The organism is Hyphococcus sp. D3-15 (assembly GCF_055809375.1).
In genome coordinates this window covers 372,471-390,739 of record NZ_CM147910.1, presented here as the reverse complement: position 1 = coordinate 390,739, position 18,269 = coordinate 372,471, and the positions used below count along the sequence as shown (strand labels likewise).

Sequence of the window (18,269 nt, the reverse complement as noted above, 5' to 3'; positions counted from 1 at the left end):
CCTCGTTTGCCGTCCAGCAACAACATTGAGCGCCGCCGTATCGGGCTTTTGGGCGGCTCCTTTAATCCTCCCCATCAGGGCCATCGCGAAATCTCGCTGGCCGCGCTCGACCGGCTGGGCCTCGATGCGGTCTGGTGGCTGGTGACGCCGGGCAATCCGCTGAAAGATCCGGAGATTTACGCCGGTTACGAAGACCGGCTGCGGCTTGCGCGGGCGGTCGCCCATCATCCCGATATCGTCGTCAGCGATTTCGAGCGTCGCAAGAATTTGACATACACCGCCGATACGATCGACGCGCTGAAGGCGCTCAACCCGCACACCGCTTTTGTCTGGCTGATGGGCGCGGACGGGCTTGAGAATTTTCACCGCTGGCGCGACTGGCGCCATATCGCGCAGGCCGCGCCTTTCGCGGTGTTCAACCGGCCCGGCCATGAAACCGCGGCGCTGGAAAGCGAAGCGGCGACCGCGCTGGCGGCGTTTCGCGTCAGTCCCGACGACGCGATGTCGATTTGTGAAACCGAACCCCCTGCCTGGGTGTTCTTCCCGGATACGCAGAACACTCTTTCGTCAACGTCCATCAGGAGCAGAAACATCCAACATCTGAAACAAACCGCTAGTGAAGATGATCTGATCGCCCCTTGCGGCGCGCTTACCTATTTTCTCGATTTGCATCCTGATCTCGGTGACTTCCGTGAAGATGCGATCACCGGACTTTCAAAAACGCCGAAGTCGATTTCGCCGAAATATTTCTACGATGAATATGGCTCCAAGCTGTTTAATCAGATTACGGAAGTTGAAGAATATTATCCGACGCGGACTGAAAAATCCGTATTCGTCGATAACGCAGCAGAGATCACCGACGCCATCGGGCCGGGCGCGGCGATCTTTGAATATGGCTCTGGCTCAAGCGAAAAAATCGAATGGCTGGTGAGCGGGCTCGACAGCCCGGCGGCCTATGTGGCGATGGATATTTCGCGCGATCACTTGCTGGAAAGCGCATCGGCGATGGCGGATGTGTTGCCGGTGCCGGTTGCGGCGATCTGCGCGGATTTTCATTCGCCGATCACCTTGCCCAGGGATTTGTTGCCTGCGCCCAGCCATTGGCTCGGTTACTTTCCCGGCTCGACGCTCGGCAATATGTCGCGTGATGCGGCGACCGCTTTTTTAAATCGCGCCGCCGATACGCTGGGGCCCGATGCGCAGTTTTTGATCGGCGTCGATCTGGTGAAAGACAAGGCGGTTTTGGAAGCGGCCTATAATGATGCGCGCGGCGTCACTGCGGCGTTCAACATGAACCTCCTGACACGGATGAAGGCGGAGCTTGGCGCACGGCTCAATCCTGACGATTTTGAACATTACGCGTTTTACAATGATGTCGAAGACCGGATCGAAATGCATCTGCGCGCGCTGCGCCCGACCGAGATAGCCATCGACGGGAAGGTTTTTTCTTTCGATGCGGGCGAGACTCTGCATTCGGAAAATTCCCACAAATTCACGGTCGAAAAGCTGCAAGCGCTTGTTAACCAAACCCCCTGGCGGCTTGAGAAAACCTGGACCGACCCCAAGGGCTGGTTCGCGGCGTGCCTTTTGAGCAACAAATAAATTGGCGCGCCCGGTTGGAGGGACCCCGGAACGGGCCTATATCTGACCTGCGGGGAATGCCCGCGCAGCGTATGGAGACCGGAGCTGAACGTACAGCATGGCGCCGCGGCCGCGGAAAAGGCCGCATTGGGGCTCGCAAGAGGGCAAGCCGGGTTGGAAGAAGGCGAAAGCGAACTTTCAAACCTGTCGCCCGAGCAGCGTAGCCAAAAGATTTTGTCCCTCATTCTTCAAGAGCTTGACGACGACAAAGCGGAAAATGTCGTGACCATCTCGCTTGAGGGAAAGTCAGACATCGCCGACGCTATGGTGGTCGCCTCCGGGCGATCGCAACGCCATGTGGGCGCAATGGCCGGCAAGGTCGTCACCCGCCTGAAAGAGGCCGGGCTCTCCCGCGTGCGGGTTGAGGGCGCGACGGCGTGCGACTGGGTGCTGATCGACGCGGAAGATGTCATTGTCCATCTGTTCCGGCCGGAAGTTCGCGAGTTCTATAATCTTGAGCGCGTCTGGTCCGAGGCGGCGCATGCGCCGGACAAGACCAACGCCTAAGGCGCCAGACTGCAATGCGGATTGAGATCGCCGCCATCGGAAAGAAACGCGGCGGCCCCGAGGCGGCGATGGTCGAGGACTATCTCGACCGCGCGCGCGGCTTCGGCAAGCGCATCGGCTTTTCAGATGTCTCCCTGAGTGAACAGGATGCGCCCAAGGCGCTTTCCGGCGAGGCGCTGAAAAAGCGCGAAGGCGAACTTCTGTTGAAAACTATTTCCGACGGCGCCGTACTGATCGCCCTCGATGAGCGTGGGGAAAACCTTTCCAGCGAAAAACTAGCGTCGCTGCTTGGGCGCATGCGTGACGAGGGCGCGCCTGGTGCGGCCTTTGCCATTGGCGGCGCGGATGGCCATAGCGACGCGGTGCGCGCGCGCGCCAGCCGGCTTGTCTCTTTTGGCGCGGCGACCTGGCCGCATATGCTTGTCAGGGCGATGCTGGCGGAGCAAATATACCGGGCGATGACGATATTGTCCGGCCACCCCTATCACCGCTCATGAAATGGCGTTTTGCATTGCTGCCTTTGCTCTGGTGCGCGCCTGTAATGGCGCAGGCGCCGCAGCACGACCTTGAAAAGGTCGAAAAGCAACTGAAAGAGCGTGCGGAAGAAGAAAAGCGGCTGCGCAGTGAAGCGGCGGCGAAACAGCGCGAAGTCGCGGCGCTCCGAAACAGCCTGATCGAGACCGCGAATTCGATTCAGGAATCCGAACGCAAGATCGTCGATCTTGAAGAATCGATCGCAGAGCTGGAAACCGAAAAGGCCGAGGCCGAGGCCGCCCTGCGCAAGGAAAGCGCCAATCTGTCTGAAGTGCTGGCCGCGTTGCAGTCGCTGGAATTGTCGCGCCCGCCGGCTTTGCTGGTCTCGCCGGAAGACGCCAACAAGGCGGCGCGGGCGGCGATGCTGCTGTCTGATGCGGCGCCGGAAGTCGAGGCGCGGGCGGCGCGCTTGCGCAGTGCGATTGATCGCCTGTCCGAACTCGCGACGGAGCTCGCCAGGGACCGGGCGAGTTTCGCCTCGGAAAATGAAAAGCTCGCTTCGCGTCGCGATGTGCTCGCCGATCTGATGGCGCAAAAGGAAAAAGAGCGCGATGTCGCCGAAGCGCTCGCCGCCTCGGCCCAGCGTGAGACCGCGCGCATCGCCGCCGAGGCTTCCACCTTGCGGGAAATGATCGAGCGCCTGTCGCGATTTGCCCATTCCATCACGCCGCGCCTGAAACCCCCGGCCCCGAAAGAAGAGGTCCCGGTGATCTCTGCGACGCCGAACCTGCCGTCGATCAAGCGGGTCGCGCCGGAGCCGGTGCTGACCGCCAAGGCCTTCAGCGATGCGCTTGGCGCGCTGCGGGCCCCGGTGGCGGGACGGTTAACAGGAAGTTTCGGAAAATCCCGGCCGGAAGGCGGGAATTTCGAGGGACTGCGGTTTTCCGTGCGAGATCAAGCCATTGTGACCGCTCCCTTTGAGGGGCGGGTGGCTTTTGCTCAGGATTGGCAGCCCGTGGGCAATATGATCGTTCTGGACGTGGGCGAAGGCTACCATATATTGTTAATAGGCGTCGGCCGGATTCTGGTGAGCGAACATCAGCGTATCACGGCCGGAGAGCCGGTGGCGGAAATGGCCGGCGCGGGGGCGTCGCTGGACCTTGAAGTCCGCAAAAATGGTGAGCCTGTTAACCCGGCGTTGTGGCTCTCGCGCAAAACTATCGACAGCCTGATGTAGGTCAGGCCCGAAATTTAAGGTGTAGATTACTGATGGTGAAAAGCCCCAAATCCGCTCTCCGCTCCCAGTCCTCGATGTCCGGGAATTCGCGCTCCGGCGGCAGACGCTATTCCGGCGGCGCGATGATCGCTGCGGCCTGCGGCGGCGCGCTGGTGTTCGGCGCCCTGTCCAGCGCGGTTTTCGCGCGCGCCTCGATCTCCGCAGACACATTCCGCCAGCTCGACCTCTTCGGCGAGGTCTTCGAGCAGGTGCACGAAAATTACGTCGCCGATCCCGATGACGCCGATCTGATCAAGGGCGCCATTGACGGCATGCTGAATACGCTCGACCCGCATTCGAGCTATCTGACGGCGGAAAATTACCGCACCATGCAAGAGCAGACGCGCGGCTCCTTCGCCGGTCTCGGCATCGAAGTGACGATGGACAATGAAGGCCCCGACAAGGGCTATGTGAAAGTCGTCGCGCCGATTGACGAAACCCCGGCGCAGCGCGCGGGCATTCAGACCGACGACCTCATCGTTGAAATCGACGGCACGGAAGTGCTGGGCCTGTCGATTGATGAAGCGATCTCCAAGCTCAAAGGCGAAAAAGGCACCAAAGTCGAAATCGCCGTGGTGCGCGACCGCACCAAAGAGCCGTTCGATGTCACCATCGTCCGCGATATTGTGAAAGTGCAGTCGGTGCGTTCACGGATCGAAGGCGATTTCGGCTATATCCGCATCTCGACCTTCAGCGAGCAGACCGAAGCCGGCATTCTCAAAGCGCTGAAGGAATTCGAAAAGGAAATCCCCGGCGGCGCGAAGGGCCTGGTGCTCGATCTGCGCTGGAATCCCGGCGGGCTCCTCGATCAGGCGGTGGCGGTCTCCGACACATTCCTGACCGGCGGTGAAATTGTGTCGACCCGTGGCCGCCGCCCGCGCGATTCCATGCGCGAAATGGGCACCCCCGGCGACAAGTTTAACGGCAAGCCGATTGTCGTGTTGATCAATGGCGGTTCGGCCTCAGCGTCGGAGATCGTCGCCGGCGCGCTGCAGGATCGCAATCGCGCGCTGTTGCTCGGCACGCGGTCCTTCGGCAAGGGCTCGGTGCAGACCGTGATCCCGCTGCAAAATGGCTTGCAGGGCGCGTTGCGCCTCACCACCCAGCGTTATTACACGCCGTCCGGCCGCTCCATTCAGGCCCATGGCATCGATCCCGATATCGCCATGCCGCTGATCTATCCGGGTCAGGATGATGTGGCTGAGCGTCCGGGTGAAAAAGACCTGCCGGGCGCCCTTGATGTCGCCGAGGAAGATCCCGTGGAAGAAAAGGCCGCCGCCTCGCTGGACGCGCCGAAAGTCGAGCCGGTGCTGTGCCCCTTCAAGGAAGACGGCAAAACCCCTGAGGATTGCCAGCTCAACCGCGCGCTGGAAATTCTCGCCGATGCGACCACCTATAATCAGGCGCTGGCCCATGCGGGCGAGACCCGGACCGAATAATCCGGCTTATATGCCTGTCTGAACATTAAAACGGGGTCCCGGGCGGGCCCCGTTTTCATTTGGTTAACTGTGTTTTTCGTAAGTTGCCGGTTGGAAGGCCGCGCCCGCCCCTGGGCGTGGTGTTTGGCGCATGGGCGAAAGCAGGCGAAACGGAATGCACCGCCGCAAACGATTGAAGACGCCGGTTATCAGCCGCCTCACTATGGCGTGGCTGGGCGCTTTCGCCATTCTTGCTGGCGGGGCGAGCTATTTTGTCCATGCCTCGCGCAGCGGCGAGGGCGCGCAGCGTATCGCGCTGCCGGTCGATCAGGTCGAACGTCTCGCCCGCGCCCCGGAGGTCGCCACCCCCCATACGGAAGAACGCATCGCCGCGCCGGCGGTCCTTGAAGAACCGCCGATGATGGACAGCCTTGAAGGCGAAGACGCCGAAGACGGGCTGACCCTGATCTATCCCGGCGAAAACGATCTTTATGCGGAAAATGAAGAAGACCCGCTCTATGATGATGACGCGCTATATGGCGAGGATGATCCCGATGGCGAAGTCGTCATCACCATCGCCGGCCATAAAAACCAGGCGGTCGAGGCGCGCACTGCGTCGCTGACCCCGCCGGTCCGCGCGATCCCCGATCCCGATGCGGCGCTTTTGAGCAATACCGCGCTGGGGCAAATCCCGCGCATCGCGCCCGACGGCCGCAAGGCGATGCGCTATTATGCGCGCAGCTTTGAAGGCGATCGTTCAAGCCCGCGCATCGCCATCATTGTTGGCGGATTGGGCCTGAACGCAGCCGTGACGGAGCGCGCGATTGACGATCTGCCGCCGGAGGTCTCGCTCTCCTTTGCCCCCTATGCGAAAAATCTTGACTTCTGGACCCGCAAGGCCCGCCTTGCCGGTCATGAAGTGCTGATCGAATTGCCGATGGAAGGCTATGGCGCCAACAACCAGGCGCTTGGCGCCGCCGCGTTGTTGTCATCGCGCAGCGAGCAGGAAAATCTCCAGCGCCTTGATTGGCTGATGGCGCGTTTCGGCGCCTATGTGGCGGCGACGAATTATCTCGGCGCGAAATTCTCCGCCAATGAAGACGCCATGGCGCCAGTGCTCAACCGCCTCAAGGATGCCGGCGTCGGCTATATCGACGATACCGGCGCGGCGACCCGCGCGGGCGCGCAAACCGGCATCGCCATGGCCATGGTCTCGCGCATGATCCCCGCCGCCGCTGACGATGCGGATCTGCGCGCGGTGAAGCGCGAACTCGCTCAACTCGAACAGATCGCCGAACGCGACGGCTTCGCGCTCGGCAAGACTTACGCCTATGCGGCGACGATTGACGAGCTGGCGCAATGGACGAAATCGTTGGAAGCGAAGGGCTACGCCAATGCGCCCGCCTCCTCGCTCTTGCGAACCGCAGCCGCATCCCGCTAAGGGTGCCCGAGCGAGCCTCCCGCTCGCGAGAGGTTGCGTGATGAGCCAGAAGAATTTTCTCAAGCAATATCGGCCCAATGTGGGCGTCGTCCTGTTCAATCGCGACGGCCGCGTATGGATCGGCCGCCGGGTCACGGATTTCTCCGACCTGTCTGAATTCGCCGACCGGCCGAATGACTTCCGCTGGCAGTTCCCCCAGGGCGGCATCGACAAGGGCGAGAGCTTTGAGGCGGCCGCCTATCGCGAATTGCAGGAAGAAACCGGCGTCAAGCAATCAAAAGTCCAGTTGCTGATGATGACGCCGGGCTGGCTCGCCTATAATTTTCCGCCGGGCTACAAGAAAAAGGACTGGCGCGGCCAGCGCCAGAAATGGGCGGCGATGCTGTTCACCGGCGCCGACAGCGATATCGACATCGCCGCCGACGATCATCAGGAATTTGACGACTGGCGCTGGGGCGAGCTGGAAGAAACGCCGGAGCTCATCGTGCCGTTCAAGCGCGTGGTCTATGAAGATCTTGTCGCCGGCCTCGCGCCCCTGCGCGATTATATTCGCGCGCAGCAATAGATGGAAAAGGATCGCTTCATCCTGAGGGTAAAGCTTATTTCCCCCCACCCAAAACGGCGATGCCGTTTTGACCTCCCCTCGAGGGGGAGGTGAGTGTTGCGCCAGGTCCGGCCCTTTACCTCCCCCTTGAGGGGAGGTCGAAAGTGCGCCAGCGCTTTCGGGTGGGGGTGAATTTGCCCGCACCCGGAAAAATTCAAGACCTATCCAATGCCGTATAACGCGGATTTCCTTCTCGACCGGCTGCTTTATCGCGACGGCTTGATGTTGATCATCGACAAGCCGGCGGGCTTGCCGGTTCATGGCGGTCCGGCGGGCGGCGATAATCTTGAAAATTATTTCGACGCCTTGCGCTTCGGGCTGCCGCGCCCGCCCGCGCTCGCCCATCGCCTCGACCGCGACACGTCGGGCTGTCTGGCGCTGGGCCGCCACCCCAAAGCCTTGCGCAAGCTGGGCAAGCTGTTTTCCGGCGGCGCGGTGGAAAAGACCTATTGGGCGATCACCAAAGGCGTTCCTGAAAAGCTGTCGGGAACCATCGATGCGCCGCTGAAGAAGGAATCCCGCGGCTCCGGCTGGACCGTGGTTATCGCAGAAGACGGGCAGAACGCGGTCACCACCTATCGCGTCATCGCGCAGAAAGACGGGCGCGCGGTCATCGAGGCGAAACCGAAAACCGGGCGCACCCACCAGATCCGCGTGCATCTCGCCTCGCTCGGCGCGCCAATCCTCGGCGATCCTCAGTATGGGGACTTATCGCCTGAAGATCGCGCGCAGCCGATGATGCTGCATGCGCGCCGCCTCATCGTGCCGATCTCCAAAAACAAGGAGCCGGTCGTCGCCGAGGCGCCGCCGCCCGGGGCGATGCAGACTGTTCTTTCCGATCTCGGAATAGAATAGGCCGCGTTCCCCGGAAGTTTTCACAATGTCAAAGAGCCCGACAGGACAGGCGATCATGCCTTCCTGCCTGACGCTGAAAGAGCCTTCGGGCTTTCATGATGGCGCCGCCCGTCATGGGTCAGGCGCGGGTCGCTTTAGGGCCGCATCTCAACGCGAGGGAGATGATAAGGCCGTTTCAGAAGTGGGGGATAAGTCCGCACCAAATGCGGGATTCATGAAAGAATTCATCACTTTTGATGAATTTTGAAAGGCGCGATTCCCGTAATCCGTGTGGAAAAGCTAGGGGGTGACAGTCCGTCTGCCTGCTGAAAAACTCGGCGAAATTTCACGTGCGCAATTTTGATGGTGTGGGTGGAATATTTCCCCGAGAAGGAATTCAATCTTAAAATGTTTATGTTGAAAGATCGGCGTCGTACCCTTTGGGTCATGTTTGCGGTAGCGGTAGGGTTGAGTTTGGCTTTCTTTTTTGAGCCAGACGCGCCATCTGTAATCTCCGACAATACAAATCAGGTAACCGCGAGCGCTTCTTACGAAAGCGAGGTCACTTGTTACGCTGATTGCCAAGTGAAATTCCTGCGCGGCGGTGATGATAGTGCGGGCGAGGTGCGGGGTGACGGAGTGGGCGGGGGTGTTGAATTAGCTCAAACTGTCGACGGCGCAGACTTGCTCGCTCAGGAAAAAATGGCGTACTGGACAAGTGTAATTGGTATACTGACAGCATTGGGGTTGGCAGTCTTATATTTGACGCTTGAGGCGTCGCAGAAAGCGGTCAGAGAGGCCGAAAGCGCAACAAAGGTGGCAATATCTTCTTTAGAGAGAGATAGGCCGTGGGTTTTTAGAGAGGATCCGGCGCACTCTGTTTCACCTGAACAACCTCTTAAAGTTATATTCTACGTGAGTTGGAAAAATGCAGGAAGGAGTCCTGCGTTTATATTGAGTTCTGACGTGCGCGTTGATGCAATTTCATTAGATCAGGACGCTAGTGAAATATTCAAGAAATTGCCCCCTCCACGTGAAGGAGATCGATCCATACTTGCCCCAAATCAAGCATTTAACACAACTCCAGTTATGATGGATGGTCCGGATTTGCAGGCGTTTCGGCAAAAGAAACGGAAAATTGTGCTTTGTGGGCGAACCAGATACTCTGACGTCACAACGTCGAGTAAAACTTGGGAAACGACTTTTTGTTGTGAAGCTGCCTATGCCGGAGAAGCACGAAAAGCAGATGGCTCTTGGGAGTTGCAGTTTATGTTTAAGTTTGTCGGCCCCCATAATATGGCTACATAAGTAGTGAATGCGGGGATCCATGAGATTAGAGCAGTTTTTGTTTTCTGGATCCCGGCCTGCGCCGGGATGAGCGGGGAGAGGGGCGCCTATAACGAAGCGCCCAACATCTCCTCCGCCACCCTTACGGCCTGGGCTTCGCGCGCGTCCCAGTCGCTGCCTGAAATGATCGTATAGGGCGCGCGCCACAGATCGAGGCGCTCCTTCGCGGCGTTGAAAAACCACTCGCGCTCTTCCTGCTTGCCCGCATATCTGACGCCATCATCCGTCCACGGTGTTTCCGGCGTGAGCAACAGATAATGATCGGCGAGGTTTTCCCGCGCCAGCCGTTCCAGCCGCGCCAGCGGCGCGCCCAGCAGATATTCCGCCCAGACGGCGGTCATCAGCGCGTCGGTGTCTTCGATGATCAGCGGCCCGGCGTCGGGCGCCAGCGCGTCGCGCATCACTGCGTGGGTTTCGGCGATGGCGATCAGGTCCTGCTCGCGCCAGCCCTTGCCGTGCTTGTACCGGCTCTGCATGTATTTCTCGTCATAGATGCGGCCATATTCCGGCACCAGGCGGGTCGCGAAACGCTGGGCGAGGCGCTCCGCCAGCGTGGTTTTGCCGACGCTTTCCGGGCCGAGCAGGGTCAGGCGCTGTTGCTTCATCTCACTCATGCTTCGACCGTCTCGCCGCGCGCCCATGCGCGCCGCCAGCCCACATAGCCGATGGCGGCGATGATGAAAAACACCGCATAGAGCACGGCGGTGGGATAAAGTCCCTTGGTCGCATAAAGCCCGATGGCGAGGGCGTCGACCACGATCCAGACCAGCCAGTTTTCCAGAATGCGCCGGGCCAGCAGGATCTGCGCGACGACGCTGAGCGACAGGATCGACGCATCCCAATAGGGAAAGCTCGCGTCGGTGAAGCGCGCCATAAGCGTGCCCATCAGCGCGGCGCCCGCAATGGCGACAGCGGCGCTGGCGATTCCTGCACGGCGGCTGATGCGCTCGACGATGACGAGGCCCGCCGCGTCGCGCCGGCCGAGCCAGTGCGCCCAGCCATAGATCTGCACGACGAAGAAAAACACTTGCAGGATGACGTCGGAATAAAGCTTCGCGCCGTAAAAGACCCACGCATACAGCGAGACCATGATGATGCCGAACGGATAGTTCCAGATCGACCGGCGCGCGAGCAGCACGATATTGGCGATACCCAGAAAAAATGCGGTGATCTCAATCGGGCGCGCGCCGATCATCGCGGTCAGAAAGTCCAGCGCGTTTTCCATCAGAACGGCGCGCAGGCTTCATCTGCATGGCGCATGAACGGCGATCCCCCGAAAGACATGATCAGACCCTTATACCGTCGGCTCGCGCGGGACGAAGAAGTGAAATCCGATATAGGCCGCGCCCGGCAGGCCCGGCAAAAGGGCGATGGTCCAAAGCGGCGCGCCGAGCAAATCACCATCGGAAAACGCGCCGATAACCGCCAGTGCGACGCCAAGCGCGACCAGAAGAATGCCGCGGCGCAGATCGCCATTGGCGCCGATCGCGTCATGGGTGATGGCGGCGATCAGTTTCGGGTCCGCCTCGCCGGTTTTTTCAACGCTGGTTTTGAGCGCGTCATAGATCACCCGCCGATTGCGGTGGTGAAAATAGAACGGCATGGCGATGATGAGGACGATGCTGGCGAACACGATCAGGGGAACGACGATGGCGACATCCATGAGCTTCGTTCCTACTCTGCGGCCTTGACCAGGGTCGGGCCTTTCAGCGCGCCGGCGATGCGGTCGCCAAGCTGGCGGGCGACTTCATCCTTGGACATTTCCGGCCAGGTTTCATCGCCCTTGTCGGTGATCAGGATGATCGTGTTGCGGTCGCCGCCCATGGCGCAATGTTCGCCCGGCGAGACGTCATTGGCGACGATCCAGTCGCAGCCCTTGCGGTTGCGTTTCGCCTCCGCATGGCCGAGCACGTCGTCGGTTTCGGCGGCGAAGCCGACCACGAGACGCGGGCGGCCCTCTTTCATCTGCGACAGGGTTTTCAGAATGTCGGGATTTTCCGTCAGCGGAATATCGGTGAGGCCGCCGCGTTCTTTCTTGATCTTGTGCGTTGTTTCAATCGCCGGGCGGTAGTCGGCGACGGCGGCGCAACAGATCGCGCAATCAAGCGGCAGCGCCGCCTTGCTGGCGTCCATCATTTCCCGCGCGGTCTGCACCTGCACGACATTCATGCCCGCCGGAATTTTTTCATGGGTCGGGCCGGTCACCAGCGTCACCTCCGCGCCGAGATTTCGAAGCGCGGCGGCGATGGCGTAGCCCTGTTTGCCGGAGGACCGGTTGGCGATGAAGCGCACCGGGTCAATCGGTTCGACCGTCGGTCCGGCGGTGACGAGAATGCGCCGTCCCGCCAGCGGGCCATGGGCGTCTTTCAGGAAGAAGGCCTCGATTTCGTCAGCGATAGCGGCTGGCTCCGCCATGCGGCCATAGCCATATTCGCCGCAGGCCATGTCGCCCTTGTCCGGGCCGACGATCATCGCGCCGTCGCTCTTTAGGGTTTCGAGATTGCGCCGGGTCGCCGCATGCTCCCACATCCGCACATTCATGGCGGGGGCGACCATCACCGGCTTGTCGGTGGCGAGCAGGGCGGTGGAGGCGAGGTCGTTGGCGATGCCGTTCGCGGCCTTGGCCATCAGATCGGCGGTGGCGGGCGCGGCGACCACGAGACCGGCCGAACGCGACAATTCGATATGCCCCATTTCCGCCTCGTCGGTGAGATCGAATAAATCGGTGAAGCATTTCTCGCCGGTCAGCGAGGCGACCGAAAGCGGGGTGATGAATTCCGCCCCGGCGCGGGTCAGGATCGCGCGGGTTTTCACCCCGCGGCGAGCCAGCTCGCGGATCAGTTCGAGGCTTTTATAGGCGGCGATGCCGCCGCCGATGATCAAAAGAATGCGTCTGTCGTCCATGGCCTACAAATAAGACCATTGCGGGTTAAAGTCACGCGATCTGCTCGACCCGGGCTTTCTCACAAAGCGGGTAGTCGGCGAGGAAGGGGGAGAGTGCGGCCTTCATCTCGCTATAGGATGCGCCATAGCAAAACAGCGCGGTTTCCCGCTCGCCTTCCCAATAGCCGCGAAAGGCGCCTTTGCCTTTCAGAAGGCGGTCAAATTCGTCGATCACATGATTGACGTCGCAATTGCGATAGACTTCGTCCTCAAGTTCGCTGCCATTGAGATAGACTGCGAGACCTTCCGTGACGCCGAACGGGATTTGCTTGCCATTCGCTTCGATGATCAGGCGCGAGCCCTTGGGCGCGCCGAGATCGTTGAGGCGTTTGATGATGACGGCGAGCGCTTCTTCGCTGGCTTCATGAACGCAGATTTCCAGGTCGCAAAATTCGATGCCGTAGGATTCTTCGGAAAGCTGCGTGCCGCCGCCGGTGACCTCGCCAATGCCGGCGGATTTCAGCGTGTCGGACAGCGGGTCTTCATAGTAATCGCCGCGATCAATCGGCTGCACTTTCGCATTAAGACGTGCAGTGACAGTTTCGCCCTGCGGCGCGCTTTCCTGCTTGCGGGCGCCGCCAAGTTTGAATCCGAACATCGGAAACCCTCCCGAACTAAGCATTAAAGATCGGTGAGACAGCCAAAAAATCGGTGAGTGAAATAGCTGCAATTGAATCTACTCGCTCGAAAGTGAGTGTCAGATCCAGTTTGCGATGACCGCCGCGAGCACCAGCGTGGCGCCGGCGATCGCCCACAGCGCAAGGGCGCTCGCGCGTTTTGGCGCTTCGGCGGGCGGGGTTTGTCCGGACGCGATTTTCTCCGCCGCGATGCCGAGATTCTCAACATAAGAGGGCAGCTTCGGCGCGATTTCGAGGGCTTTGATGGTGGCGCTTTTCAGCTTCTCCGCATGCGCGGCGGGGCCGATCGCCTTGTTCACATAGTCTTTCACTACCGGCGTGGCGGCGGCCCACATGTCGATCTCCGGATCGAGCAGGCGCGCCACGCCCTCCACCGTCACCATGGTGCGCTGAAGCAGCACAAGCTCGGGCCGCAGATGCATGTCAAACAGGGCGGTGACGTCGAATAGCTGTTGCAACACGCGGGACATGTCGACCTGCGCCGCGTTGCGGCCCTGCAAGGGTTCGCCGACCGCGCGCAGCGCTTGTGCGAAGGCGTCCATGGAGTGACCCGGCGGCACATAACCGGCGGCGAAATGAACTTCCGCCGTGCGGGCGTAGTTGCGCGTGATGAAGCCGTAAATGATTTCCGCGAAAGTGCGCCGCGCTTCATCGTCAAGCCGGCCCATAATGCCGAAATCGATCAGGCCGAGGCGGCCTTCCTTGTCGACGATCATATTGCCCTGATGCATGTCAGCGTGGAAGAATCCCACATGCAGGGCCTGTTTCAAAAACACATGAATGACGAGGCGGGCCAGCGCTTTGCGGTCGATGCCGCGCGCATCGAGCGCTGCAATATCGCCCAGGGGCGTGCCGTCGATCCACTCGACGGTGAGGATGCGCTTGGCGCTTAAGGGCCAGATCACATCGGGGATGCGGATTTGCGGCTCGTCTTTCAAATCCTCGGCGATTTCCGAGGCGGCGCCCGCTTCCATGCGCAAATCGAGCTCAATGGCGGCGGCGGCTTTCAAGGTCTCGACAAATTTCACCGGTTCCATGCGCCGCGCAGTTTTGGAAACCGCTTCGAAGGCGCGGGCGGCGCGGCCAAAGGCGCGAAATTCGTCTCCGGCTTTCTGTTCGATCCGGGGGCGGAGGATTTTCACCGCAACCGTCTCGCCGTTTTTCAGTTTCGCCTTATGGGCCTGCGCGATGGAAGCGGCGGCGATAGGCGCGGAGAACTCATCATAGAGATCGTCCACCGGCTTGCCGAAGGCGCTTTCAATTTCGCGGCGCGCTGCCTCTTCGGAAAAGGGCGGCATCTTGTCTTGAAGCCGGCCAAGATCGGCGGCGAGTTCAAAGCCGATAATGTCGGGCCGCGTCGCCATGAACTGGCCGAGCTTGACGTATGCCGGGCCGAGCCGTTCAAACGCGCTGGCGAGGCGCTCTCCGGGCCGTCCCGTGCGGTTTGCGCCAATGCGGGTCAGCGCGCCGAACGCGCGCACCGGCGCGGGCGCGAGATGCGCGTATTCGCGCGGGATCAGCGCGTCGCGGCGGACCAGCGTCCAGCCGGCGCGGAGAAGGCGTGCATAATCGGCGAGGGCGGAAATCATGGCGCGCTCTAAACCCGCCAGCCGGAATGAATCGCGGCGACCCCGGCGGTCAGGTTTTCATATTTCACATTAGCGAAGCCGGCATTGCGAATGCGCGCGGCGAAAGCTTCCTGTCCCGGAAATTTGCGGATCGACTCGACGAGATACTGATAGCTTTCGCGATCCTTCGCAACGACCTCGCCGAGCTTCGGGATGACATTGAAGGAGTAAGCGTCATAGGCCTTTTGCAGGCCTTCCGTAATCGGATGAGAAAATTCCAGACAGAAAAATCGTCCGCCCGGCTTCAATACGCGATGCGCCTCGCGCAAGGCCGCATCCATGTCGGTGACATTGCGAATGCCGAAAGCGATCGTATAGGCGTCGGCGGATTTGTCAGGGAACGGAAGATTTTCCGCGTCGCCGGTAATGCGTGTCAGGCGGTCCGCGTAACGGGCCATGTCGGCGCGCGCTTCGCCGGCTTTCAGCATTTCGTAATTGATGTCGCAAATGATCGCGGTCGCCGGCGGCTTGGTTTTCGCCGAGGGGCGCTCATCGGCGCGTTTCAAAAACCCGGCGGCCACATCGCCGGTGCCGCCCGCCACATCGATCAGCTTTTCGCCGGGCAGGGGCGCGATCCGGTCGAGCATCACCGATTTCCAGATCCGGTGGACGCCGCCGGACATCAGGTCGTTCATCAGGTCATAATTGGAGGCGACACTGTCAAAGACCGACCGCACAAGGCGCGCCTTCTCCCCGGTCCGCACGGTGCGGAACCCGAAGGAGGTTTCTTCATCCTGGGCGTTGCTCATGAAAGTGGCTTAATCCCTTGTATGGCCTGCGAAAAGCGCCTTGACGCCGCATCCGTCCTTTGACAGTGTTAAGCAATTGAATTCAACGGCGTTTTCGGCGCCGCGCTAGGAACAAAGGGGTTCCGCCATGATCAAGTCGGAATTGGTGCAAAAACTTGCTGACGAAAACCCGAACCTGTTTCATCGGGATATTGAGCGGATTGTCTCCATTGTCTTCCAAGAAGTCTCTGATGCGCTGGCGCGCGGCGACCGGGTTGAACTGAGGGGCTTTGGCGCATTTTCGGTCAAACACCGGCCGTCCCGCGTGGGGCGCAACCCACGCAGCGGCGAGGCGGTGCATATTGAAGAGAAATGGGCGCCCTTCTTTAAAGCCGGCAAAGAGCTGCGCGACCGCCTCAATCGCGAGGGCCGGTTTTCCGGCGCGGCCAACCCCGGTCCGGGCGAATAGGCTTCTGTGACCAAAGCGCGCCATATTCGCCACACCGCCTGTCTTGCGGGAAGCGGGCGATTTCGGTGACAATGCTCCCATGAAGAAATGGCTTTTCCGCATTGTCTGGATCCCCGTCCTGGCGGGCGCAGTGCTTTTCCTGGTCGCCAACCGGACTTTGGTGCCGATCAGTCTCGATCCATTCCGTCCCGATAATCCGGCCTTGTCGACCCCGGCCCTGCCCATGTGGTTCTGGCTGATGGGGATGTTGTTTGTCGGCGTCGGTCTCGGATCGCTGGGCAGCTGGTTTTCCGGCCGTGAATCGCGCGCCCAGGCGCGCGACAATCGCCGCGATCTCAAGGCCCTGAAAAAGGAGCTGGCGGCGCTGCAGGCCCGGACAGAGCGGGCGCCGTCCGAAACCGAAGCGGCGGATGAGCCGGCCAAGCTCGAAGCCCTGAATTCCTGATATGCAAATATGAGCGGACCTCTCGTAAAAATCTGCGGCTTGAAAAGCGCCGCCACAGCCATTGAGGCTGCGCGCGCCGGGGCGGATTTCCTCGGCTTCGTGTTCTTCCGCAAAAGCCCGCGTTTCGTGACGCCGGAGCAGGCGGAAGAGATCATTGTCGATCTCAAACAGGCGAGCTTTGATGAAGGCTTTCCCATGCCGAGCCTGGTCGGGCTGTTTGTCGACGCCGGTGAAAAGGAATTGTCGGAAGCCGCGCCCCTGCTCACCCATTTCCAATTTCACGGCCATGAAAGCGCCGATCGCTGCCGCGAAATCGGCGACGAGTTCGGGCTTGAGGTGATTAAAGTGGTGCCGGTCAGCGAGGCCGGCGATGTGGCGGAGGCGGGCGCCTTTGACGGCGCTGCCGACATCATCTTGTTCGACGCCAAGCCGCCGCCAAATGCCGGGCGCCCGGGCGGTCACGGCGTCTCGTTCGACTGGTCGCTGCTCGCCGCCTATGAGGGCGAAACCCCCTATATGGTTGCGGGCGGACTGACGCCGGACAATGTCGCCGCATCGGTGAAGGCTCAGAATGCGCGCGCTGAATTTCTCGGCGTTGACGTTTCCTCCGGGGTCGAAAGCGCGCCGGGGGCGAAAGACATCGCGCTGATCAAGGCGTTTGTCGCCGCTGCGAAGGGCTGAGCCCCGCCATTTATGCTGCAGCTTTTTGTGCAGCATAAAGTGCAGCATTTTTCCGACTGATGAGCCCTGACGATGGCTCCCCCGTGGTGAATCGACCGCGCCGCCTATTTTGGCTAGGCTTCATTCTTTCGGGGCTTTGCGGGGGCGAATGATGACCAGGAAAAATCTCAACTTGCGGGCTTGCGCGCCTGCGAAAAGGGCGCTGCTGGCGCTCGCGCCGCTCATGCTTGCCGCCTGTGCGAGCGATACGGCGCCGCAACGATATGCCGGCAGTATGGGCGATGGCCGGAGCGCTGCGCCGACGGACCACACCGCTGCGCAATATCTGCCCCGGGACATGGCCTCGGTCCGCCAGTCGATGATCGTCTCGCTTGGCCGCGACGACATTGCCGACTTTGTGTTCACTGCCGCGCCCTCGCATCGCGCCGCTGTCGGGCTGGAAAGCGATCCTGCTTCCGCCGCCCATGAGGCGGCCTTTGCGGCCGCCAGCCCCGGCGATCCGGTGGGCAAGCTCCGTAACGGAGCCGCGCCTGCGCCTGCGCGCAATATTCTCGTGCAAAATCAGATGTCCGGGCAGGGCGGCTGGCGTCAGGTCGGCGGGGCGATGGTGCACGACTATTCCGGCATGCGCTGCCCGGTGAAGCTGGACATGACATTGAAGGATGAAAACGACGTCGCGGTTGAATCCGTGTCGGCGCCCCTCGGCAGGATCAATCTCTATAATGCGTCGGGCCAGGACACGTCCTGCGACTACGCCAATGCCGATGCCGGGGTGTATCTGACGCTCTACGCATCGAACTGGCCCTCCGTCAGCCTGCAAGATCATTTCGCCTCCGCATTGAAGCTGATTGTAGATCGCTTTCCCCTCAAGGAAGAGGCGCCGGTGCTGGTGATGAAGGGCGATCCCTACGCCAATAGCCAGGTTGAGGGTGAAACGCTGACGGCGGGATACATCACGGAACCGATGCTCAATGGCGGGACTTTCAAAACCGCGCTTTGGCTCAACAAGGCCGGGCCATGGCATGTTAAAGTGCGCGCGACGTTTTTGCTGCCGGCGGAGGGCGGGCTGACCGGGCCGAAACTAGTGGAGATGGTGGCGGCGACCATGCATGCGGTCACGCTGAAAGATGTGGACCTCCATGGCGGCGTCAGTCAGACAGTCTCTTTTGACGGCCAATGAGCGGAAGAAGAAAAG

At 60.8% G+C, this 18,269-nt stretch carries 21 protein-coding genes; 14 read left to right on the top strand and 7 right to left on the bottom strand.

What is annotated here, in order from left to right:
* Nucleotides 1-6: 6 nt before the first annotated feature.
* The 10 genes from egtD (at nucleotide 7) to AC0L8G_RS01950 (ending at nucleotide 9,503) form a co-directional block, all read left to right on the top strand.
* Nucleotides 7-1,602, top strand: a complete 1,596-nt coding sequence (gene egtD, locus AC0L8G_RS01995; protein ID WP_473386308.1) for an L-histidine N(alpha)-methyltransferase — start codon at nucleotides 7-9, stop codon at nucleotides 1,600-1,602.
* A 183-nt stretch (nucleotides 1,603-1,785) separates the two neighbouring features.
* Nucleotides 1,786-2,148: a ribosome silencing factor gene (gene rsfS / locus AC0L8G_RS01990; protein WP_473388940.1), complete on the top strand. Its 363-nt coding sequence runs from the start codon at nucleotides 1,786-1,788 to the stop codon at nucleotides 2,146-2,148.
* Between the two features lie 14 nt (nucleotides 2,149-2,162).
* On the top strand, nucleotides 2,163-2,645 hold the full coding sequence (rlmH, locus tag AC0L8G_RS01985) for a 23S rRNA (pseudouridine(1915)-N(3))-methyltransferase RlmH (RefSeq protein ID WP_473386307.1): 483 nt from the start codon (nucleotides 2,163-2,165) through the stop codon (nucleotides 2,643-2,645).
* Between the two features lie 44 nt (nucleotides 2,646-2,689).
* Nucleotides 2,690-3,859 carry a murein hydrolase activator EnvC family protein gene (locus tag AC0L8G_RS01980; RefSeq protein WP_473386306.1) on the top strand — a complete coding sequence of 390 codons (1,170 nt, stop codon included), beginning with the start codon at nucleotides 2,690-2,692 and terminating at the stop codon, nucleotides 3,857-3,859.
* Nucleotides 3,860-3,933: 74 nt separating this feature from the next.
* Nucleotides 3,934-5,337: a S41 family peptidase gene (locus tag AC0L8G_RS01975; protein WP_473386305.1), complete on the top strand. Its 1,404-nt coding sequence runs from the start codon at nucleotides 3,934-3,936 to the stop codon at nucleotides 5,335-5,337.
* A gap of 154 nt (nucleotides 5,338-5,491) precedes the next feature.
* Complete coding sequence (locus AC0L8G_RS01970) at nucleotides 5,492-6,757, top strand: divergent polysaccharide deacetylase family protein (RefSeq protein ID WP_473386304.1); 1,266 nt, start codon at nucleotides 5,492-5,494, stop codon at nucleotides 6,755-6,757.
* 40 nt (nucleotides 6,758-6,797) lie between these two features.
* A complete protein-coding gene (locus tag AC0L8G_RS01965; protein WP_473386303.1) occupies nucleotides 6,798-7,322 on the top strand; it encodes an RNA pyrophosphohydrolase in 525 nt (174 codons plus the stop codon).
* 207 nt (nucleotides 7,323-7,529) lie between these two features.
* The gene (locus tag AC0L8G_RS01960; protein WP_473386302.1) at nucleotides 7,530-8,216 is read left to right on the top strand and encodes an RluA family pseudouridine synthase; all 687 of its coding nucleotides are present in this window, start codon (nucleotides 7,530-7,532) and stop codon (nucleotides 8,214-8,216) included.
* A gap of 25 nt (nucleotides 8,217-8,241) precedes the next feature.
* On the top strand, nucleotides 8,242-8,463 hold the full coding sequence (locus AC0L8G_RS01955; protein ID WP_473386301.1) for a hypothetical protein: 222 nt from the start codon (nucleotides 8,242-8,244) through the stop codon (nucleotides 8,461-8,463).
* Nucleotides 8,464-8,558: 95 nt separating this feature from the next.
* Nucleotides 8,559-9,503 carry a hypothetical protein gene (locus AC0L8G_RS01950; RefSeq protein WP_473386300.1) on the top strand — a complete coding sequence of 315 codons (945 nt, stop codon included), beginning with the start codon at nucleotides 8,559-8,561 and terminating at the stop codon, nucleotides 9,501-9,503.
* 86 nt (nucleotides 9,504-9,589) lie between these two features.
* On the opposite strand, the gene AC0L8G_RS01945 is transcribed toward AC0L8G_RS01950, so the two are convergent.
* The 7 genes from AC0L8G_RS01945 to AC0L8G_RS01915 form a co-directional block, all read right to left on the bottom strand.
* Nucleotides 9,590-10,156: an AAA family ATPase gene (locus AC0L8G_RS01945; protein WP_473386299.1), complete on the bottom strand. Its 567-nt coding sequence runs from the start codon at nucleotides 10,154-10,156 to the stop codon at nucleotides 9,590-9,592.
* Nucleotides 10,153-10,767: a nicotinamide riboside transporter PnuC gene (gene pnuC, locus AC0L8G_RS01940; protein ID WP_473386298.1), complete on the bottom strand. Its 615-nt coding sequence runs from the start codon at nucleotides 10,765-10,767 to the stop codon at nucleotides 10,153-10,155. The genes AC0L8G_RS01945 and pnuC overlap by 4 nt, the downstream gene beginning before the upstream one ends.
* Nucleotides 10,768-10,836: 69 nt before the next feature.
* Entirely contained in the window at nucleotides 10,837-11,205 is a 369-nt protein-coding gene (locus AC0L8G_RS01935) for a DUF6249 domain-containing protein (RefSeq protein WP_473386297.1), read from the bottom strand.
* 11 nt (nucleotides 11,206-11,216) lie between these two features.
* Nucleotides 11,217-12,446, bottom strand: coding sequence for a bifunctional phosphopantothenoylcysteine decarboxylase/phosphopantothenate--cysteine ligase CoaBC (coaBC, locus tag AC0L8G_RS01930; protein ID WP_473386296.1), 1,230 nt, complete (start codon nucleotides 12,444-12,446; stop codon nucleotides 11,217-11,219).
* A gap of 31 nt (nucleotides 12,447-12,477) precedes the next feature.
* A complete protein-coding gene (locus AC0L8G_RS01925; protein WP_473386295.1) occupies nucleotides 12,478-13,083 on the bottom strand; it encodes a hypothetical protein in 606 nt (201 codons plus the stop codon).
* Nucleotides 13,084-13,182: 99 nt separating this feature from the next.
* On the bottom strand, nucleotides 13,183-14,712 hold the full coding sequence (ubiB, locus tag AC0L8G_RS01920) for a 2-polyprenylphenol 6-hydroxylase (RefSeq protein ID WP_473386294.1): 1,530 nt from the start codon (nucleotides 14,710-14,712) through the stop codon (nucleotides 13,183-13,185).
* Nucleotides 14,713-14,720: 8 nt separating this feature from the next.
* Nucleotides 14,721-15,500 (bottom strand): class I SAM-dependent methyltransferase, encoded by a 780-nt coding sequence (locus AC0L8G_RS01915; protein ID WP_473386293.1) that lies wholly within the window; start codon nucleotides 15,498-15,500, stop codon nucleotides 14,721-14,723.
* Between the two features lie 127 nt (nucleotides 15,501-15,627).
* Between AC0L8G_RS01915 and AC0L8G_RS01910 the strand changes: the two genes are divergently transcribed.
* The 4 genes from AC0L8G_RS01910 to AC0L8G_RS01895 all read left to right on the top strand — a co-directional run bounded on the left by AC0L8G_RS01910 (nucleotide 15,628) and on the right by AC0L8G_RS01895 (nucleotide 18,254).
* The gene (locus AC0L8G_RS01910; protein WP_473386292.1) at nucleotides 15,628-15,948 is read left to right on the top strand and encodes an integration host factor subunit beta; all 321 of its coding nucleotides are present in this window, start codon (nucleotides 15,628-15,630) and stop codon (nucleotides 15,946-15,948) included.
* Nucleotides 15,949-16,027: 79 nt separating this feature from the next.
* Nucleotides 16,028-16,393 carry a LapA family protein gene (locus AC0L8G_RS01905; protein ID WP_473386291.1) on the top strand — a complete coding sequence of 122 codons (366 nt, stop codon included), beginning with the start codon at nucleotides 16,028-16,030 and terminating at the stop codon, nucleotides 16,391-16,393.
* A 9-nt stretch (nucleotides 16,394-16,402) separates the two neighbouring features.
* Nucleotides 16,403-17,074, top strand: coding sequence for a phosphoribosylanthranilate isomerase (locus AC0L8G_RS01900; RefSeq protein WP_473386290.1), 672 nt, complete (start codon nucleotides 16,403-16,405; stop codon nucleotides 17,072-17,074).
* 148 nt (nucleotides 17,075-17,222) lie between these two features.
* On the top strand, nucleotides 17,223-18,254 hold the full coding sequence (locus AC0L8G_RS01895) for a hypothetical protein (protein ID WP_473386289.1): 1,032 nt from the start codon (nucleotides 17,223-17,225) through the stop codon (nucleotides 18,252-18,254).
* The last annotated feature ends 15 nt before the right edge of the window (nucleotides 18,255-18,269 follow it).

Bases quoted from the DNA above. Each gene is read 5' to 3' on its own strand.
- rlmH (WP_473386307.1), top strand. From the start codon at position 2,163: ATGCGGATTGAGATCGCCGCCATCGGAAAGAAACGCGGCGGCCCCGAG.
- AC0L8G_RS01980 (WP_473386306.1), top strand. From the start codon at position 2,690: ATGGCGCAGGCGCCGCAGCACGACCTTGAAAAGGTCGAAAAGCAACTG.
- AC0L8G_RS01975 (WP_473386305.1), top strand. From the start codon at position 3,934: ATGTCCGGGAATTCGCGCTCCGGCGGCAGACGCTATTCCGGCGGCGCG.
- AC0L8G_RS01970 (WP_473386304.1), top strand. From the start codon at position 5,492: ATGCACCGCCGCAAACGATTGAAGACGCCGGTTATCAGCCGCCTCACT.
- AC0L8G_RS01965 (WP_473386303.1), top strand. From the start codon at position 6,798: ATGAGCCAGAAGAATTTTCTCAAGCAATATCGGCCCAATGTGGGCGTC.
- AC0L8G_RS01960 (WP_473386302.1), top strand. From the start codon at position 7,530: ATGCCGTATAACGCGGATTTCCTTCTCGACCGGCTGCTTTATCGCGAC.
- AC0L8G_RS01955 (WP_473386301.1), top strand. From the start codon at position 8,242: ATGTCAAAGAGCCCGACAGGACAGGCGATCATGCCTTCCTGCCTGACG.
- AC0L8G_RS01950 (WP_473386300.1), top strand. From the start codon at position 8,559: ATGGTGTGGGTGGAATATTTCCCCGAGAAGGAATTCAATCTTAAAATG.
- AC0L8G_RS01945 (WP_473386299.1), bottom strand. From the start codon at position 10,156: ATGAGTGAGATGAAGCAACAGCGCCTGACCCTGCTCGGCCCGGAAAGC.
- pnuC (WP_473386298.1), bottom strand. From the start codon at position 10,767: ATGGAAAACGCGCTGGACTTTCTGACCGCGATGATCGGCGCGCGCCCG.
- AC0L8G_RS01935 (WP_473386297.1), bottom strand. From the start codon at position 11,205: ATGGATGTCGCCATCGTCGTTCCCCTGATCGTGTTCGCCAGCATCGTC.
- coaBC (WP_473386296.1), bottom strand. From the start codon at position 12,446: ATGGACGACAGACGCATTCTTTTGATCATCGGCGGCGGCATCGCCGCC.
- AC0L8G_RS01925 (WP_473386295.1), bottom strand. From the start codon at position 13,083: ATGTTCGGATTCAAACTTGGCGGCGCCCGCAAGCAGGAAAGCGCGCCG.
- ubiB (WP_473386294.1), bottom strand. From the start codon at position 14,712: ATGATTTCCGCCCTCGCCGATTATGCACGCCTTCTCCGCGCCGGCTGG.
- AC0L8G_RS01915 (WP_473386293.1), bottom strand. From the start codon at position 15,500: ATGAGCAACGCCCAGGATGAAGAAACCTCCTTCGGGTTCCGCACCGTG.
- AC0L8G_RS01910 (WP_473386292.1), top strand. From the start codon at position 15,628: ATGATCAAGTCGGAATTGGTGCAAAAACTTGCTGACGAAAACCCGAAC.
- AC0L8G_RS01905 (WP_473386291.1), top strand. From the start codon at position 16,028: ATGAAGAAATGGCTTTTCCGCATTGTCTGGATCCCCGTCCTGGCGGGC.
- AC0L8G_RS01900 (WP_473386290.1), top strand. From the start codon at position 16,403: ATGAGCGGACCTCTCGTAAAAATCTGCGGCTTGAAAAGCGCCGCCACA.
- AC0L8G_RS01895 (WP_473386289.1), top strand. From the start codon at position 17,223: ATGATGACCAGGAAAAATCTCAACTTGCGGGCTTGCGCGCCTGCGAAA.